This is a genomic window from Clostridium aciditolerans, assembly GCF_016316925.1.
In the GTDB taxonomy this organism is placed as follows: domain Bacteria; phylum Bacillota; class Clostridia; order Clostridiales; family Clostridiaceae; genus Clostridium_AM; species Clostridium_AM aciditolerans.
This window is the reverse complement of sequence record NZ_JAEEGB010000004.1, coordinates 34,840-52,682: the sequence shown is the minus strand read 5'-3', so window position 1 is coordinate 52,682 and position 17,843 is coordinate 34,840. Positions and strand designations below refer to the sequence as shown.

General features: G+C 32.1%; 18 protein-coding genes. 1 reads left to right on the top strand and 17 read right to left on the bottom strand.

The annotated features are described in order from the left end of the window. Window positions 1-4: 4 nt before the first annotated feature. The 12 genes from minC to I6U51_RS02930 all read right to left on the bottom strand — a co-directional run bounded on the left by minC (window position 5) and on the right by I6U51_RS02930 (window position 10,610). Complete coding sequence (gene minC, locus I6U51_RS02985) at window positions 5-637, bottom strand: septum site-determining protein MinC (protein WP_178906003.1); 633 nt, start codon at window positions 635-637, stop codon at window positions 5-7. A 174-nt stretch (window positions 638-811) separates the two neighbouring features. Further along, the gene (locus tag I6U51_RS02980; RefSeq protein ID WP_211141118.1) at window positions 812-3,511 is read right to left on the bottom strand and encodes a penicillin-binding transpeptidase domain-containing protein; all 2,700 of its coding nucleotides are present in this window, start codon (window positions 3,509-3,511) and stop codon (window positions 812-814) included. 15 nt (window positions 3,512-3,526) lie between these two features. Then, window positions 3,527-4,018, bottom strand: coding sequence for a rod shape-determining protein MreD (mreD, locus tag I6U51_RS02975; RefSeq protein WP_211141117.1), 492 nt, complete (start codon window positions 4,016-4,018; stop codon window positions 3,527-3,529). A gap of 11 nt (window positions 4,019-4,029) precedes the next feature. Beyond that, entirely contained in the window at window positions 4,030-4,899 is an 870-nt protein-coding gene (mreC, locus tag I6U51_RS02970; RefSeq protein WP_211141116.1) for a rod shape-determining protein MreC, read from the bottom strand. Window positions 4,900-4,908: 9 nt separating this feature from the next. Beyond that, a complete protein-coding gene (locus I6U51_RS02965) occupies window positions 4,909-5,919 on the bottom strand; it encodes a rod shape-determining protein (RefSeq protein WP_211141115.1) in 1,011 nt (336 codons plus the stop codon). 20 nt (window positions 5,920-5,939) lie between these two features. Then, a complete protein-coding gene (radC, locus tag I6U51_RS02960; protein WP_211141114.1) occupies window positions 5,940-6,626 on the bottom strand; it encodes a RadC family protein in 687 nt (228 codons plus the stop codon). 14 nt (window positions 6,627-6,640) lie between these two features. Continuing rightward, entirely contained in the window at window positions 6,641-7,216 is a 576-nt protein-coding gene (locus tag I6U51_RS02955) for a Maf-like protein (RefSeq protein WP_211141113.1), read from the bottom strand. An 82-nt stretch (window positions 7,217-7,298) separates the two neighbouring features. Next, window positions 7,299-7,559, bottom strand: coding sequence for a DUF4321 domain-containing protein (locus I6U51_RS02950; RefSeq protein WP_178905996.1), 261 nt, complete (start codon window positions 7,557-7,559; stop codon window positions 7,299-7,301). A 217-nt stretch (window positions 7,560-7,776) separates the two neighbouring features. Beyond that, a complete protein-coding gene (locus I6U51_RS02945; protein ID WP_211141112.1) occupies window positions 7,777-8,496 on the bottom strand; it encodes an SPOR domain-containing protein in 720 nt (239 codons plus the stop codon). 98 nt (window positions 8,497-8,594) lie between these two features. Further along, window positions 8,595-9,101: a GNAT family N-acetyltransferase gene (locus I6U51_RS02940; protein WP_211141111.1), complete on the bottom strand. Its 507-nt coding sequence runs from the start codon at window positions 9,099-9,101 to the stop codon at window positions 8,595-8,597. Between the two features lie 151 nt (window positions 9,102-9,252). After that, window positions 9,253-9,690, bottom strand: a complete 438-nt coding sequence (locus I6U51_RS02935; protein WP_211141110.1) for an ACT domain-containing protein — start codon at window positions 9,688-9,690, stop codon at window positions 9,253-9,255. A 452-nt stretch (window positions 9,691-10,142) separates the two neighbouring features. Then, window positions 10,143-10,610, bottom strand: coding sequence for a chemotaxis protein CheX (locus tag I6U51_RS02930; RefSeq protein ID WP_211141109.1), 468 nt, complete (start codon window positions 10,608-10,610; stop codon window positions 10,143-10,145). 404 nt (window positions 10,611-11,014) lie between these two features. Between I6U51_RS02930 and I6U51_RS02925 the strand changes: the two genes are divergently transcribed. Then, window positions 11,015-12,379 carry a sigma-54 interaction domain-containing protein gene (locus I6U51_RS02925; protein WP_425489743.1) on the top strand — a complete coding sequence of 455 codons (1,365 nt, stop codon included), beginning with the start codon at window positions 11,015-11,017 and terminating at the stop codon, window positions 12,377-12,379. A 331-nt stretch (window positions 12,380-12,710) separates the two neighbouring features. On the opposite strand, the gene I6U51_RS02920 is transcribed toward I6U51_RS02925, so the two are convergent. From I6U51_RS02920 to I6U51_RS02900, 5 genes are read right to left on the bottom strand one after another with little or no spacing between them, the layout of a single operon-like run. Beyond that, window positions 12,711-13,235 (bottom strand): 4Fe-4S dicluster domain-containing protein, encoded by a 525-nt coding sequence (locus I6U51_RS02920; protein ID WP_211141107.1) that lies wholly within the window; start codon window positions 13,233-13,235, stop codon window positions 12,711-12,713. A 3-nt stretch (window positions 13,236-13,238) separates the two neighbouring features. Then, a complete protein-coding gene (locus I6U51_RS02915) occupies window positions 13,239-14,624 on the bottom strand; it encodes a [FeFe] hydrogenase, group A (protein ID WP_246517048.1) in 1,386 nt (461 codons plus the stop codon). A gap of 35 nt (window positions 14,625-14,659) precedes the next feature. Next, the gene (locus I6U51_RS02910) at window positions 14,660-15,214 is read right to left on the bottom strand and encodes a 4Fe-4S dicluster domain-containing protein (protein WP_211141106.1); all 555 of its coding nucleotides are present in this window, start codon (window positions 15,212-15,214) and stop codon (window positions 14,660-14,662) included. Between the two features lie 53 nt (window positions 15,215-15,267). Continuing rightward, the gene (locus I6U51_RS02905) at window positions 15,268-16,026 is read right to left on the bottom strand and encodes a 2Fe-2S iron-sulfur cluster-binding protein (protein ID WP_211141105.1); all 759 of its coding nucleotides are present in this window, start codon (window positions 16,024-16,026) and stop codon (window positions 15,268-15,270) included. Window positions 16,027-16,037: 11 nt separating this feature from the next. Then, window positions 16,038-17,843, bottom strand: a complete 1,806-nt coding sequence (locus I6U51_RS02900; RefSeq protein ID WP_211141104.1) for an NADH-quinone oxidoreductase subunit NuoF — start codon at window positions 17,841-17,843, stop codon at window positions 16,038-16,040.

The window sequence follows — 17,843 nt, the reverse complement described above, 5'->3', positions numbered from 1 at the left end:
TCCATTAAATAAATTTATTAGGCAAATATGGTTCTACAATTATTGTATCACCTTTAACTCTAGCAACTTCCGGATAAGGAGGCTTAACGTTATCCTCTGGTGACCTTGTCATTATATCTGCAATCTGTAATATCTCAGGTTGTAAATAAAATGCTGCTACAATAGCCTTAGGATTCCCCCCATAACCTGCATGTGCATATCCTCTTAAAGCTCCAAGAACGATTATATTGCCGCCAGCATATATTTCTGCGCCAGCATTAACATCTCCAATAATAACTACATTTCCAGGGTAATTTATAACTTGACCGCTTCTTATAGTCCTTCGCAAAAACTTTGTACGCCCTTCATAAATTCCGTTGAAAACTTTGTTATCTTTATCATCTTTATCTTCAAATATACAGTCCTTTATTAAGAATTGCTCAAACAAAATATCTTTAAGTTTGCGAAATTCTTTTTCATTTATATATTTGAGTTGAGTGGTTATTTTAAGGGTACATCCCTTATAAAACATTTTTCCTGCCGAGAGCTTTACAATTAAAGTTTCGAGCATTTCTTCAAAGTCTTTAAACTTATTCATATTTATAATTGCATTTATACCATCTCTATTGCCTTTAATAATTATATTATCGTTCAACATACTAGACCTCCAACAAGTCACCTTATGTAATATTTCAACATAACAAGTTCAAATCCTTCTAAATTCCTATTTAATTTTAAAAAAAGATATATACAAGCGTTTTTTGTATGTATATATCAAATTTAAAATTAAAAACAAAAATTGAAGGCCAAAATAGCCCTCAATTTTCAATTTCTATTGACCATTGTTATTCTGAGTAGATTGATTTTGGTCATTGTTTTGCGTATTATTTTGACTATTAACATGAAAATATGCAGAATAAATATCTCTCGCTATATAAGCAGATGTAGCTCCCTGACCACCATCAAATATTACAACATATACAGCTATTTGCGGATTATCTAGTGGTGCATAACCAACATATTCTGCAAAGTCTGTTCTTCCAATACTCTCTGGATTAGTTAAACTTGCTGTACCAGTTTTTCCTGCAGTCTTTATAGGGAAGTTACTAAATGCTCCAGCAGCAGTACCTTTTTCATTAACTGCAGCCATTCCAGCTTTAACCGCTTCTAAGTTTTCAGACTTAACGCCTGTTTTTTCTATAACTTCAGGCTTTACCTCTTCTATTACCTTACCATTAGCATCTAGGAATTTATCTACAAGATGCAATTTATACCTTGTGCCACCATTAGCAAGAGTTGCAATATAATTCACCATTTGAAGAGGAGTAAATTGATCCATACCTTGCCCTATAGCAGCATCATACATATGAAATCCTGCTCTTAACTGACTATTTGCATCAGAAACTGCTACATAATAAATTGAATTTATTATAGTGTCTATTTCCTTTTGACTTATATTGCTACCGCTATATTTAGGGTCTGCTGCAATTAAATCTTTTATTAACTTACTATAGTTATCTTTATTAAAGGCACTACTTCCTTCTTTTATGGAATCTTTTATAGAATTTTTTAAACTACTTTTTATTTCTTTAACTTTACTTGAATCTTTATCATTATCATATAAATCTATAGCTGTAAACTTATCGCCTCTGTCACTTTTTCCGTCCTTTAACATAGACATGATTTTCCACAAATACATAGAAGAATAATCATTTTTTGCAGAAACACTATTATATACTTGACCAAATGCTTCAGGAATTTCAATACCTGTAGATGGTTTTACATTCGAATTAGGAGGAACACCTAAACCAAATTTCCATGCATATTTAGCTAAAACATCATCTCCAAAAGCACCCCTAAGAAATTTTGCAACTGTCATGAAATAAGGGTTACTAGATTTTTCTATAGCCTTTGTCAAATTCACCCATCCATTAGCACCATCAAGCGCAAAAGTAGTAATATGTCCTCCTCCTTTATCAAAGGTTCCATTATCATACATGGTATAATCCGGAGTTATTACACCAGTTTCAAGACCTGCAATTGCCGTAAGAGGCTTGAAAGTAGATCCTGGCGGTATTCTTGATTGAGTAGCATAATTAAATGATGATTTTGCATATATGTCATAAGCGTCCTGTCTTATAGTTGTATTACCTTTTATGCTTTTATCTATTGGAAATAATATATTGAGAACTTCATCTTCAGTTTTCCCTGGATAATAGCTCATAAGCCCTCTTTGCTGAATGTATTCTCTCCCAAACTTCTCCAAATCAGGGGTAAAAAATTGTTTACTTAAGTCAGTAGATAATCTTCCAGGAACTGTAAATAAATTAGGGTCATATCCTGGTTTACTAACTAAAGCTAATATAGCCCCTGTGTTAACATCAACTGCTACAGCCGCTCCTCTAGTTGCATTTGCTGTATTAGAACGATACTGAGAATAAGGATTTGCTCTTAATTCAGCCATCTTATCATCTAAAGCTTTCTCCGCAGCGGCTTGAACCTCTTTATCGATTGTAAGTTGAACAGTTTGCCCTGGGTAAGGATCTCTTCTTCCAAGCTCCTCAATAATTCTTCCATTTTTATTTAACTTTACAATTCTTCCGCCCTTTGATCCTTTAAGTCTATCTTCAAATACACTTTCTATACCAGCAGTACCTACATAATCGCTACTGACGTCATATCCTTTTTCTTCATACTTATCCTGATTTGAGGTTATTTTGGATATATAGCCTAAAAAGGCAGAACCTAATTCTCCATTAGGGTAAGTTCTTATAGGCTGAGTAGTAACATCTATTCCTGGAAGCTCATTTAACATTTGCATAAACTTAAATGCAGTATCTTTCTTTATATTGCTTGCTACAACTACAGGTTTATAACCTGAAAAACTCTGCATCTTTAACGTATCTTTTACTATCATAAATCTTCTTTGCTCTTCTAAGGAATATTTCTTATCGTCTATTTTATATTGCTTTATTAACTTTTTAAAGGTTTCTTCTGGTGTTATCTTTAGTAGTTCTTCATCTACAATTTTATCTTGTTCTTCTTTGGTTAACTTATTTTTTTTATCCTTAGACAATTTTTTTAGTATTTCTTCGTCTAACCCTCTATCTTTTTTAAATCTTATTTCAAGCATTCTTTGTGTTTGAGGATCATCACTTCTAAATACAAAGCTATAAGGATCTATTTTAAGCTCAAAATCGTCTTGTTTCGTTTCGCCATTTTCATCTAGAATTTTAAACACCTTGTCCATAGTATCAAAGAATGTTTTGTCACTTTCATCTGTCTGATTATAAACCAAAACATAGCTTTGTTCACTTTTAGCGAGTACTGCTCCATTTCTATCTAGAATATTTCCTCTTGGAGCCGTATCCGGTATCTCTTTTATTGACTTATTATTTGCCTGTTCTTTATACCCTTCTCCTTTTACCACTTGAAGCACAAACAGTTGTGAGGTAATAGCAGTAAATATAAGACACATAATTACTATTAATGCCGTGTACCTAGTAAACTCTCTTTTTTTATCACCTTTCATAAAATCACCATTCCTCTAAAACTTCCATCTCTTCTGCATGTACTCTTTTTGACATAATTTGTATACTTTCTTGTATATTATTGCACTAATAACCATATTATAAAGAGCAATAAAAAATACATCTTTAAAATCAACATTTATTTTTAAGAAATACAATACTATTAGCAGTACGGTGCCTTTTAAAAAACTCAAGGAAAAGCATGATGCTACAGGAATAAGGTTTTTCTCCTTAAAAATGTTATCACCTATTACACCTGCAATTATACATATAATCATGTTTATTAGAGCATTTAATCCAAATCCACTAGTAAAATATATATCTTGAAGTAATCCACAAAAAACTCCAAGCCACAATCCTTCCCATTTCCCATTAACCATAGAATAACAAATCATAAAAACTAAAAGCAAACTTGGATATATAGTTTTTATAGCAAGAAATGGCATTAATACATTATCCAATATAAAAAATAGAATAGACAAAAGAAATAAAATTAATACTTTTCTCATTTTACATCACCTTAGTATTTTATATCTATTTTTTCCTTAGGAACAACTATAAATAGTTCTTCAAGCTTATTGAAATCAACATATGGCTTAATTATGGCATTTTTCATTACTTTTCCCTTGTCTTCTTCTATATCTATTACTGATCCAATTCTAATTCCTTTTGGATAAAGTCCTGGGTAAGGAGTTGCAATATCTGAAGTACAAACTACATCACCCTTTTTTATATCTGAATCCAAAGGCAAATAGCTTAACTTCGCAAGTAATTCATTACTACTATTTTTGTATCCCTGTACTATGCCATTGTCTTTTGTTCTTTCTATATATCCACTAACTGCAATATTTACATTAGTGTTTACATTTGCTAAGGTTTGAACCATAGACCAGTTATTACCTACTGAAGTTACCTGACCTACTACCTCCCCTTGAGAACTTATAGCTAACATATATTTTCCAATGCCATCTTTGCTTCCTTTGTTTACTATAAATTGATCTAAAAGCCCACTTGAACCTTTTCCTCTTATATCACAGCCTATATAATTATACTCAGAATTTTGACTTTTAAAATTAAGCATGTTTCTTAACCTATCATTTTCACTTTTAAGAGATTCATAATCAATTGCTTTGCTTTCAAGCTCATTATTTTTCTTTTTTAATTCTTCATTTTCTTTTTTCACATTAGAAAAATTAAAAGCAAAACCAAACCAATCTTTTACGCCGCTATTGAACCTAAATATTCCACCCTGCACAGAATTAAAAGTTACGCCTATGCCATTTTTCATAAAAGACATGTTATCTCCCTTGATACTATGTGAAATTAAAATTAAAAATGTAACTGACAGTACCACTATAGTTACCGCCAGTTTGTTTCTAAAAAATTTCATTGTTATTTACTATTTTCTACTAGCTACTATCTTATCAATAGTATCTAATGCTTTTCCAGCGCCAAGGGCAACACAATCAAGAGGAGATTCAGCTATATGAACAGGCATATGTGTTTCTTTATTTATTAATTGGTCTATTCCTCTAAGCATTGCTCCTCCACCAGCAAGCATGATTCCTTTGTCCATAATGTCTGATGCAAGTTCTGGTGGTGTCTTTTCAAGTGTTGTTTTAATAGCATCAATTATTGCTGCTACAGGTTCCTTTAGGGCGTCTCTTATTTCACTCTCTGTGATATTTATAACTTTAGGAAGACCTGATATTAAGTCTCTTCCTCTAATTTCCATAGAAGTATCTTCTCCAGTGTTAAAAGCTGATCCTAATTGTATTTTTACATTCTCTGCAGTTCTTTCTCCAATTGCAAGATTATACTCTTTCTTTATATAGCTAATAATTGCATGATCAAGTTCATCGCCAGCAACTCTTAAGGATTTGCTTGTAACAATACCACCAAGTGATATTACCGCTACTTCAGTTGTACCGCCTCCAATATCTACAATCATGCTTCCAGTTGGCTCATTTACAGGAAGTCCAGCTCCAATAGCTGCAGCCATAGGCTCTTCCATAAGTAAAACATCCCTAGCACCAGCTTGTTTTGTCGCCTCATCTATAGCTCTTTTTTCAACTTCTGTAACCCCTGATGGAAAGCACACAACTATTCTCGGACTAGTAAATGCAGATTTAGGGCTTATTTTTTCAATAAATTTCTTAAGCATTGCTTGTGTTACATCAAAGTCAGCTATTACACCATCCTTAAGAGGTCTTATAGCTACAATGTTTCCTGGTGTTCTACCTATCATCTGTTTTGCTTCATCACCAACAGCAAGTACTTTTTTAACATCACTATTTATAGCCACAACTGAAGGCTCTCTAAGTAAAATTCCTTTTCCTTTAACATATATTAATGTATTAGCTGTACCTAAATCAATTCCCATATCACGAGATATTCCAAAAAATCCCATTTTATTTTCTCCTTTCGATTTTACAATATTCCTTTTTGTTTTAAACTTATATAAGTCCCATTTCCAATTATTATATGATCAAGTAAATCTATCCCCAAAAGCTTTCCACATTCTTTTAACCTATGGGTTACATTTATGTCTTCATTGCTTGGTGCAGGATCACCAGATGGATGATTATGACATATTATTATAGATGCACTGCTTTTTCTAATAGCATCACAAAACACTTCCCTTGGATGAACTATAGAAGAATTGAGACTTCCAACGGAAACGTCTTTTATGCATATCACAATATTTTTTGTATTTAACATAATTACTCTTAAATATTCTTGTCTAAGATATCTCATCTCTTTCATTACAAGTTCTGCTGCATCATTTGGATTAACAATTTTATATTCATTACCATCCTTGTAAGATTTGATTCTTTTTGAAATTTCTGCTAAAGCTATAAGCTGAGCAGCTTTGGCTTTTCCAATTCCATGCAAATTTATAAAATCATCAGCTGTACAATTTAAAAGTCCATTTAATCCACCATTTTCTTTAATAATTCTACTGCTTAGATTTAATATATTTTCCTTCTTACTTCCTGATCTTAAAATAATTGCTAAAAGCTCAGAATTAGATAGGGTTTCTACGCCATATCTCAAAAGTCTTTCTCTAGGTCTTTCATTTGTAGGTAAATCCATAATTTTTAATGTTTCTTTCATGAATCATACTCCTTTTATGAACTTACCCCCATCTCCCTTAACATTTTCGATAATTTATTTAATGGAAGCCCTACAACATTATAATAGCATCCGTGAATTTCTTCAACAAAAACTCCACCATATCCTTGTATTCCATAGGCTCCCGCTTTATCCTTATATTCTCCTCTTTCTATGTATTTTCTTATTACATCATCAGATAGATCAGAAAACTTAACATTAGTACAAACATAGTCCCTTATTATTTTGCCTGATGCACTATTTACCACAGCTATACCTGAGTATACTTGATGAGAAGTCCCATTTAAAAACTTTAGCATATTAAATGCTTCCTCTTCATTCTCTGGCTTTCCTAATATTTTGTTTCCAAAGGACACAATAGTATCGCAACCTATTATAATTGACTCATTATGCACATTTTTACATACATTCAATGCTTTTCCTTCAGCAAGCTTCATTACATAAGAGGCACAATCGCTATCAAATTTAACTGCATTTTCGTCAAAATCGCTTACTATTATTTCAAATTTATCTGTAAGTCTTTTTAGAAGTTCATGTCTTCTAATTGAAGCTGATGCTAACACAATATTCATTAAACCACATCCTATTTAGTTATCAAAACATCTAAGGCATCTGAAAGAAAATAACAAGTCAAAGATGCGACGGATATTTTGTCTAATATCTTCTGTATAGTATTATAGCCATAATTACACCAATTATAGTCATAATATTAATATTAAAGTTTAAACCCAATGTTAAAACCATAATTTTTAAGTTTAACACAATCGGTGTTGACATACCTACAGAATAAGAATTTTTCAAAAAACTTAAAATACTTAAACTATCCCCCAGTATATCACCTATAAGGCTTCCACATACTGCTCCTAGGAATATTACAAACCATAAGAAACTTATGCTTTTTTCAGCCCCTCTCACAAACATCCCCTACCTTAATAATATATCCTATATAGTTTAACATTTAATAAAATTATACACAAGTGTATAGCAATATAGTTTTAAAAAATTTTAAATTAATTCATATGTATTTATTTTTCTCACAAGGTTAAACTTAGATTTTATGTAAATTCATTAATAATTATAAAAACAAAAACAGACAAACAGTTTTTTATTTACTGCCGTCTGCTTAATTCCATTATTTCGAAGCTATTTTTTTTAAGATATTATATAAATAGATATAGTTTTCTGCAACATTTTCCTTTGTTAACTCCTTAGGCATCTTGCTTATATGATCTTGTATATCCTTTAGAATCAATATATTTTTACTATCTTTGTCCACCTTTTTTAAAGCTACGCACCATTTCTTTAAGTCTTCAGTTTGTATCGCTTTGACATTTTTCTCAGCAAGCTTATTCAATATTTGTATATTTGCATTTATTATTTCTGCTATTTCTACATCGCATAAGTCATTATTATTTAATGTAAATGTCATTTTTGAATTTTCAACTTTTTGTTCTGTAAGAGATTTCATGATTCTCTCAGCTTGTTCTTCTGTATATATGCCTAAGAATACTCTTGTTTTGTTATCTTCAGTTACAGTAAAAGGAGTTCCATACTGTGTTAAGAGATTTCTCTCTTCATCAGCATTTTCTTTGCTTTGATATATCCCTCCCTGTACCGCCACAAACTTAGTAATTTTACTATTATTTAAGTTAACCGAAGATTTAGTATCAGTTTTTTGGTTCGACCTGTTCGAAACACTGTCGGTCTTTATATTTGAACTGATAGGACTTTTTATAAACAACTTAAAAATAACAGTTCCGAATAAAAACGCCAATACTAATATTAAAAATATAACAGCAATAAAAGCTTTATTGTCATTATCTCTTTTTAAGTCGTACCGTGTGTATTTCAATTTTTTCCCCTCACCTTCTGGGTAGTAAATTTAATTTGTAAAAGTTACGTTTTACTATATATTAATATTTACTTGAAGGCCAATTTATTACTTTTATCCTAAACTTCTACTCTCTTCATAATCAACATATCCATGTATTTTCCATTTATGCTATAAAAATCCTTGACCATTCTTACAGATTTAAAACCAATGTTTTTCCAAAACTCTAAACTTTCTCTATCATTTTTTATTATTCTCGTACAAAAAATATCTACATCATACTCACATAAGAAATAATTCAATAGTTCTTCCATGATTTTATTATTTAAATTGGCAGTTCTATACTTGTCATCAATATAAAAATACCAAATCCAAGCCTCGTTAGGATTTTTAAATTCTAATCTTCCTTTAATAATTCCCAATAGCTCTTGTTCTCTATTTATTTTTAAGAAAAATTCGCATTCACTTATATAGCTCTCTAAAAATCGCTCTTTTAATTCTTCCAAATCTGTTTCATCATGTACGAATTGTTTTTGCAACTTCATCCAAGTTTGTATTTGCGGCAAATCACTTTTTTTAATATTTGAAATATTAATATCGTTAAACCTTAGTTCAACATCTAACATAACCTCACCTCTAAAAGTACGTTAACTCTTAAATTCTACACTAAATTATAAATTCCTTTTATTTTTAATTAAATCTACAGATATTACTTTAATAATGTAGTTTCATTGAGGATTTAGGATATGCTATAGAATTATTTTTATTTCGAGAGTATTACTCCACTGCTACCAAATCAACTTTAATTACATTCTTAATAGTTCTAAATTCTTCTACTAATGTATTAATTTCCGTTTCGAGCTTAGATGCATCAAAGGTTATAGTAACACTAGCTGCATTATTTATAGGTATATCCTGATTAATCGTAAGTATGTTACCTTTTTCAAATGCTATTTTATCTAATATTTTAGAGAGAGTACCAGCCTCATGTACTAATACTAAACCTAATGTAACTTTATGTCCAACTATTCCCTCGGACAATGTAAATACAAAATCTTTATATTTATAATAAGTGCTCCTGCTTATTCCTACTAATCTTACCCCTTCTGATATGTCCTTTACTTTCCCAGTTCTGATTAATTCTTTAACTTTAACAACCTTAGTAAATACTTCTGGAAGTATTGCTGTATCAATTATTAAATATTTATTATTCATATTGTTTTCCTCCTTTTAGTCGGAACACTGGGCAATTTTGCTAGGCAAAAGTTCATTTAGAACTTTTACCTAGCAAAATTACCCGTTAATGCCCATTTAGGACTTTAACCTTCATTAGTTCTCAATCAGCAAATTTCACTTAAAATACAATTATATTTACAAATATATCAAGCTAATGTTAGCATGACTTACTATAAATTTCAAGTTTTCAATCAATACATCCAATTTTATAACATATTAATATTCAATAAATATTAGACATCTAAAAGAAAACAATAAGTTAAAGATGTAAGAGATATTTTGCATCATACCGACTAGTTGTTTTTTGAAAATACCTTATATAGTGATAAAAAATTAGTCTAAAGCAGGCTTAATCTTTTGCTACTTTAGACTAATTCTGAAAACTCTTGTTCAATCGAGGAGTTCTCACCTATATTAAATATATATTTAATTTAGCTTTCTGATAAGGAAACATTTATCTCAAAAGAAAAATTATCTTGCATAAGCAATGGCGCACAAATAGATTGTGACTTAGTAGTAGATATCTCAATGTTATCTCCTATCATTATAGTTGGTGGCGTTATGTCTAAATTAATTTTCTGTTCTGAAAATAACATAGCTGCATTTCCTGATATCATATTGGCAAGTTCACCTATAGCAGACTTTGCCATATCATCTAGGCTTGATACAGGCATTCCACACATCATCTTTGAAACTACATTACATGCTGACTTCTGAGATAAATTAAAGATAACTTGTCCTCTTATATCTCCTGCAATACCTATTATTATTATAACATTATCTCCATGAAAAGTTGAATCCTTTAGGAATAATTTTCCTAAAACTGCTTCTTCATTAACTATCTGCAATAATATATTCTGGCTTGCTTTTATAAATGGTTCTATATATTCTACCTTCATCAATGTTTCCTCCTAAAAATGTCTATAGATTATATGACTAAATTGAAAAAATAACATATTTATTATATTAAGTTTACCAAAACAACCATAAATTTTAAAGATAATTAAATATATGTAATATTAATAAAAATAACAAGGAAACCGTTTCTATGTTTAATATTCAACAAAAACTGTTTAAATCCTTTTATTTTTAAAAATATTTGTTATCATATTATAAAATATTCCATATTTAATTTTTATCATAATGAGAAGTGCAATGTTTCAAAATGATAAATTTATCCATTATTATCATTTTGAAACATTTTGTTATTTAATTTATTTTTTAAAAGTGATATACTAAATTATAGATAATAAGAGGGGGAGAAATTATGGAGTTAACAGATTATTTTGAAGACGTCAGCGATATGTGCAGAATTGATATGGACAGCATATTAGAGTACGACATATCTTCTTTTATATTACAAGCCATTTTTGAATCTATTTATGAGGGATTAATCGTTACGGATGAGAATCTTTTAATTAAAAAAGTTAATATTACTGCTGTTAAAATATTAGGTATAAAAGAGGAATTTTTATATGAAACTCACCTGAATGACATACTAAAAGAAGATATTTTACATACTATCTTATTAACTGGTGAAAAACAGTTTAGCGAGGATTGTATTTTTGATATAAATGGCAGCAGAATAAGATGTGTAACAAATATAATACCAGTAAGATTAAGGGGAAAAATTATTGGTTTAGTCTTATCCTTAAGAGATACAAAAAATCTTCATAAAATGGTAAACAATGTTGTGGGGTATAAGGCCTCTTTTACTTTTGACGATATACTCACAAAAAACGAGAAAATGAAGGGAATAGTAGAGCTTGCTAAAAAAGCAGCCAAAACTAACTGTAATATATTAATAGAAGGAAATAGTGGTACTGGAAAAGAAGTATTTGCTCAGTCCATCCATAACTTTAGTTCAAGAAAAAACGGTCCTTTTGTGGCAGTTAACTGCGCGGCAATTCCTAGAGAACTTGTTGAAAGCGAGCTTTTTGGATATGAAAAAGGAGCTTTTACAGGTGCCTCTAAAGGTGGATACCCTGGAAAATTCGAACTGGCGGAAGGTGGAACTATATTTTTGGATGAAATTGGCGAACTTCCATTAGATATACAATCCAAACTCCTTAGAGTATTGGATAATCTTAAAATTACTAGAGTTGGTGGAACATATGAAAAATCTGTAGATGTTAGAGTAATAGCTGCTACTAATAGAACTTTGACAGATGAAATAGAAAATAAAAATTTTAGAGGTGATCTATACTATAGGCTTAATGTAATGAGTCTTCAATTAATTCCTTTAGAAGAACGCAAAGAAGATATAGAACTTCTAGCTCAATATTATATAAATAAGTTAAACTCTAAAAATCCTTGCGATCCAAAATATATTGACCCATCCTATATAGAGAAACTAAAAACTTATAAATTTTGCGGAAATATAAGAGAATTAAGAAATGTGGTTGAGCGATCATATTATCTTTGTGAAGATACTATGATAACTTCCAAACACCTACATACAAAGACTCCAGTAAATAAGCCAGCTGATACTACTCCATCTAGAAAAGAAATTATTCCATTAGAAGCTGTTGAGGAACAATGCATAAAAGATGCCCTCACCTATTGTAATGGTAATGCTATAAAGGCGGCTGAGTTATTAAAAATAGGAAAAGCTACAATATATAGAAAAATAGCTAAATTCAATATAGATTTAGATAGCTTTAGCTAAAAATATAGGGGGACCTAACTCATAAGTTGAATTATGTTGTGATTTAATTTGGTAATCTTTATAGTATGAGAGAGGATAAATAATTGACAATTGACAGTGGACAGAGGACAATGAATGAGGATTTTTTTACGTTACACTACAAAAAACCTTTAAATTTATTAGCGATGTTTTGCTTTAGCAAAACAAGCTTGAAAAAAATAAATTAGTTTTCAGACGTAAGGAAGAAAACTCACCTTCACTGTCAATTGTCCTCTGTACTCTGTCCTCTGAAAATGTTACCAATAAATTTTAGTGTATAAGTTAATGTTGAATTTAGTAACCCTATACAATTTTACTCTTCTATATCTTCATAGTTAATAATTCTTAGAGCAGATGTAGGACAAACATCTATACAGGCTGGTCCTTTTTCTCTATTGCTGCAAAGATCACATTTAATTGCTATAATTTTTTCTTTGCCTGTATGAACTTCTCCTTCATCTGAATATCTGAATCTTTCTTGTAATATCTTTTCCCCATCTTTATACTGGCTAACTAAATCAATAAGACCATAAGGACATGCCACCATACATGTTTTACATCCTATACAAACTGCCTCATCCACATGCATGTATCCGTCCTTATTGCTTATGCAATTTACCGGACACACGCTAGCACATGGTGCGTCCTTGCACTGTCTGCATTGAACGGGCGCACTTACTTTAGCAGTCTTTATTACTGTTAGACGAGGTTGAAATTGAATATCTTCAGTCTTAGCAGTGAAAATATCTTGTTCTGAATGCGCTACGGCACATGCTATTTCACAAGTTCTGCAACCAATACACTTATTTGGATCAGCTGCTACAAAACGATTAGACATTGATTAATTCTCCTTTCTAGATTTATAATGTGTATGCAAGAGCTCATGTGACTTATGTCCTAGAGGCTCTCCTAAAAATTCATCATATATCTCCTTTATAGCAGGATTTTCATGTGACTTTCTAACCTCTAAATTTGCATCATGGTTATAAAGTCCAGCTTTTCTATTATTATAAGCAGTGCTCTTATCCTCATCGAAAATTAATTTTGGCTGTCCGCCTCCACTTATACATCCTTCTGGGCAGGTCATTACTTCTACAAAATGCAAATCACATTCACCAGTCTTTATTTTTTCCATTAAAGGTTCAACATGCTTTAATCCTGAAACCACTCCAACCTTTAATTTTAAGTCACCAACCTCTACTTCTGCTGTTCTAAAGCCTTCTCCGCCTCTTACAGCAGTAAGATCTACACTTGGAATTGACTGCTTAGTTATAAGTTCATATCCTGTTCTAAGAGCCGCTTCCATAACTCCTCCAGTTAAACCAAATATAGTGCCTGCACCAGAATAGTTTCCTAATGGATTATCAAATTCTTCCTCTGGTAAGCTGTGGAAGTCGATAGCTTTATCTTTTATCAATTGAGCTAGTTCCCTTGTAGTTATAGCAACATCTACGTCCCTATATCCACTATCATTCATTTCCTCTCTGTTTGCTTCAAAAGGTTTACATGTACATGGCATAACAGATACACTATACATTTCAGCTGGTTTTACATTGTTAATTCTTGCACCATAAGTTTTAAATACCGCTCCAGCCATCTGCTGTGGAGATTTACAAGTTGAAAGATGCGCAATAAGTTCTGGATATGTCTGCTCTACATATTTAACCCATGCAGGACAACAGGATGTAAACATTGGTAAAGTTCCACCTTCCGTTACCCTTTTTATAAGCTCAGTACCTTCTTCCATTATAGTTAAATCTGCAGTAAAGTTTGTATCATATACTCTGTCAAATCCCAATCTACGAAGTGCTGCTGCCAGCTTTCCTGGAGTAAGTGTTCCAAGCTCTAATCCAAAATCTTCAGCTAATCCTACTCTTACTGCTGGCGCACATTGTACAACTTTAAACACATCTTTATTTTGCAATAAATCACTAACTTCTCTTACATGTCCTTTATTGTAGGCTGCAAATATAGGTTCCTTTACACTTTTTAACATTCCTCTGTCATAAAGCTTTTTGCTTATAGGTGTCGGAATTTCTTCATACATAGGAGCGTAGCCTTTACAAATCTGTACACACTGTCCACACATAACGCATTTATCTATATTTATTTCCTGAGGCTCCCCATCCTTGCCTTCTATTGCGTCAACAGGGCAAACTTCTGAACAACGTCTGCAACCTGTACATAATTCTTTATCTATATTTATCATGGCAGTATTTGTTGACATCTCTAACATCCCTTTCTTTCATGGATTTTTATAACCTAAAGATTTTTGTTAATGTTAAGCAATTCTAAAACCGCTTTAACATTACGATCTGTCTTATCCTCTTTAGGAGTAGCTACTTTTAAAGCATCTTTTGGACATGCTTTAATGCAATTTGGTGTGCCACCAACCTCTTTACACATGTCACACTTATACGCCATTATAGTTAACTTTCTATCAATTCCACCATTTACTACTGATCCTACATATCTAGGCAATAAATCAATTGCACCCACTGGGCATACTAAGCTGCAGGTCTTACAACCTATACAAACTTTATCATCTATAGTTATAGCTCCGTTCACCTGAGTTATTGCACCAGAAGGACATGAATTTGCACAAGGAGCATCCTCACAATGCCTGCACTGAACTTCCATAGCTGCATTTTTATTTTTTATAAAAAATAATCTTGGTATTATAGGAGTATCTATAGTGCCAATTGTTGCACCTGTATTATTTTCTCTATGAGCTGCCGCACAAGCTACTTCACAGGATCTACATCCAATACACTTATTTGGGTCTCCTATTACAAAAGAGTTAAGATCTGGTCTCATTTAACTTACCACCCTTCATTAATTTCCAATTCTTAATTCTAAAAAGCTTTATGCTACAGCTCTAAACCTTCGAAAACATTTTTTATATTCTCAAGACTTGCCTTTCTCCTACATTCTTCACAAAGTACCTTCTCTAGTTTTCTGCCTGCCTTTGCAAATGCAAATTTTACATGATCTACAGTAGCAAATTCTTTACCACACTCTTCACATGCTTGTAATTTTAATTTTTTACCCCATATTTCTCTTTCACCATCTTTGTCTACCATCTTTATTGCATTAGTTGGGCACACATTTACACAAGCAGCACAACCTATACATTCTGGTGATGGATCCTCAAAAGGTGTAGAAACCTTTTTGAAAATACCCCTATCAACTGTAGCTATCGCACCTGTTCCCATTTCCTCACAAGCTCTTGCACAGAGTCCGCAAAGCACACAATTTTCACTTAGATCTAATTTAAATCTATTTACCCTATCTTCTTCAACTCCAAATTCTTCTGCCATTTTTTTAAGTTCTTCATTCTCAGGGCATCTAGCTTGAAGAAGCATAACTAAATCTTTTCTTATATCTCTTATCTTTTTAGAATTAGTTACTACTTCAACTTCCTTTGTAATAGGGAATATGCAAGAAGTTACAACCTTGGACCATCCCCTGTCTATTATCTCAACTACACATAGTCTGCAGCTTCCAAGTCCTGAAAGAGCATCACTATGACATAATGTAGGTATATATATATTATTTCTTCTTGCTACTTGTAGTATATATTCACCACGTTCTGCTTCACATACTTTCCCATCAATTATAATTTTCATAGCAACACCCCCTATTTAACTTTAACTGCATTAAACTTACAAATGTTCATACAGTTACCGCATCTTACACACTTCTCAGTATCAATTGTATGAGGTTTCTTAACTTCTCCTGCAATGACATCTACAGGACAGTTCTTTTTGCATATATCACAACCAACACATTTATCTTCATCTATAATAAATGTTGTAAGTTCCTTACATACTCCTGCACGACATCTCTTATTTTTTATATGCTCTTCAAATTCATCTCTAAAATATCTTATAGATGCTCTTACTGGATTTGGCGCACTCTTTCCAAGTCCGCATAAAGCTGCACTACCTACAGTTTTACAAATTTTTTCAAGCTCTTCTATATCTCCTTCTCTACCTCTTCCTTCACAAATATCAGTTAATATTTCTAGCATTCTCTTTACGCCTTCTCTACATGGAACGCATTTTCCGCAGGACTCTTCAGCAAGGAAGTTAAGATAGTATCTTACAACGTCTACCATACAAGTTCTGTCATCCATAACGATCATACCACCAGAGCCCATCATAGAGTCAGCTTTTACTAGAGTATCATAGTCTACTTGTAGGTCCAAGTATTCTTCAGGTAGACATCCACCAGAAGGCCCTCCTATTTGAACAGCTTTAAACTTTCTGTCATTTAATACTCCGCCTCCTATATCATATATTATCTCTCTAAGAGTAGTTCCCATAGGAACTTCTACCAATCCAGTATTTTTAACCTTACCAACTAGTGAGAAGGCTTTTGTACCTTTACTATCTTTCATAGTTCCTATTGAACTATACCAGTCTCCACCTTTAGTAATTATTATTGGAATATTAGCCCAAGTTTCTACGTTGTTTAATACGGTCGGTTGTCCCCATAAACCTTTTTCAGTAGTATGGATATACTTAGCTTTTGGTTCTCCAACTTTTCCTTCAATTGAGGATAATAGTGCAGTAGATTCTCCACATACGAAGGCTCCACCACCTCTTACTATATCAATATCAAAATCAAAACCACTATTCATTATATTTTTGCCAAGATATCCTTTTTCCCTTGCTTGTTTTATTGCTAGCTTCATATTTTCAATAGCTAGTCCATATTCATCTCTTATATATGCAAAACCTTGGTTTGCTCCAATAGCATAAGCACATATGGCCATACCTTCTATAACACTATGAGGGTCACCTTCCATTATACTTCTATCCATAAAAGCACCAGGGTCACCTTCATCACCATTACATACTACATATTTAGGAGCAGTATCTATTTTAAAAGCAGTGTTCCACTTACGTCCTGTCGGGAAGCCTGCGCCTCCTCTTCCTCTAAGTCCTGACTTAGTTACTTCTTCTATTACATCGCCCTTTTTCATATCAAATATTACTTTATGAAGAGCCTTATATCCATCCTTTTCTAGATAATCTTCAAAAACAACAGGATCTATTTCCCCCACATTTCTAAGTGCTATTTTCATCTGTCTTTTGCAGAATTCACTTTCTCTATGGTGTCTTAATCTTTGCTTTGTTGAAGTTTCAAAGTAAAGAAGCCTATCGATAACCTCGCCATTCATTATTGTCTTTTCTACAATTTCTTGTGCATCTTCAATTTTTACTTTAAAGTAAGCAATATCATCAGGTTGAATCTTTACTACTGGCCCCTTTTCACAAAGTCCATCACAACCTGTAGCTTTAAATTCATATTCTGCTTCTACAGAAGCTGCTGCTCCTAATTCAGCTACTTTCTTCCTAAGCTCCTCATATAACTCCGCACTATTTCTAGCTAAGCAACCTGTTCCACAACATACATAAATAGTTTTCTTTACACTCAT

What these genes read in the sequence shown, in the direction of transcription:
- minC (WP_178906003.1), bottom strand. Translation starts at nt 637, where the DNA reads ATGTTGAACGATAATATAATTATTAAAGGCAATAGAGATGGTATAAAT.
- I6U51_RS02980 (WP_211141118.1), bottom strand. Translation starts at nt 3,511, where the DNA reads ATGAAAGGTGATAAAAAAAGAGAGTTTACTAGGTACACGGCATTAATA.
- mreD (WP_211141117.1), bottom strand. Translation starts at nt 4,018, where the DNA reads ATGAGAAAAGTATTAATTTTATTTCTTTTGTCTATTCTATTTTTTATA.
- mreC (WP_211141116.1), bottom strand. Translation starts at nt 4,899, where the DNA reads ATGAAATTTTTTAGAAACAAACTGGCGGTAACTATAGTGGTACTGTCA.
- I6U51_RS02965 (WP_211141115.1), bottom strand. Translation starts at nt 5,919, where the DNA reads ATGGGATTTTTTGGAATATCTCGTGATATGGGAATTGATTTAGGTACA.
- radC (WP_211141114.1), bottom strand. Translation starts at nt 6,626, where the DNA reads ATGAAAGAAACATTAAAAATTATGGATTTACCTACAAATGAAAGACCT.
- I6U51_RS02955 (WP_211141113.1), bottom strand. Translation starts at nt 7,216, where the DNA reads ATGAATATTGTGTTAGCATCAGCTTCAATTAGAAGACATGAACTTCTA.
- I6U51_RS02940 (WP_211141111.1), bottom strand. Translation starts at nt 9,101, where the DNA reads ATGTTAGATGTTGAACTAAGGTTTAACGATATTAATATTTCAAATATT.
- I6U51_RS02935 (WP_211141110.1), bottom strand. Translation starts at nt 9,690, where the DNA reads ATGAATAATAAATATTTAATAATTGATACAGCAATACTTCCAGAAGTA.
- I6U51_RS02930 (WP_211141109.1), bottom strand. Translation starts at nt 10,610, where the DNA reads ATGAAGGTAGAATATATAGAACCATTTATAAAAGCAAGCCAGAATATA.
- I6U51_RS02925 (WP_425489743.1), top strand. Translation starts at nt 11,015, where the DNA reads ATGTGCAGAATTGATATGGACAGCATATTAGAGTACGACATATCTTCT.
- I6U51_RS02920 (WP_211141107.1), bottom strand. Translation starts at nt 13,235, where the DNA reads ATGTCTAATCGTTTTGTAGCAGCTGATCCAAATAAGTGTATTGGTTGC.
- I6U51_RS02915 (WP_246517048.1), bottom strand. Translation starts at nt 14,624, where the DNA reads ATGTCAACAAATACTGCCATGATAAATATAGATAAAGAATTATGTACA.
- I6U51_RS02910 (WP_211141106.1), bottom strand. Translation starts at nt 15,214, where the DNA reads ATGAGACCAGATCTTAACTCTTTTGTAATAGGAGACCCAAATAAGTGT.
- I6U51_RS02905 (WP_211141105.1), bottom strand. Translation starts at nt 16,026, where the DNA reads ATGAAAATTATAATTGATGGGAAAGTATGTGAAGCAGAACGTGGTGAA.
- I6U51_RS02900 (WP_211141104.1), bottom strand. Translation starts at nt 17,843, where the DNA reads ATGAGTGTAAAGAAAACTATTTATGTATGTTGTGGAACAGGTTGCTTA.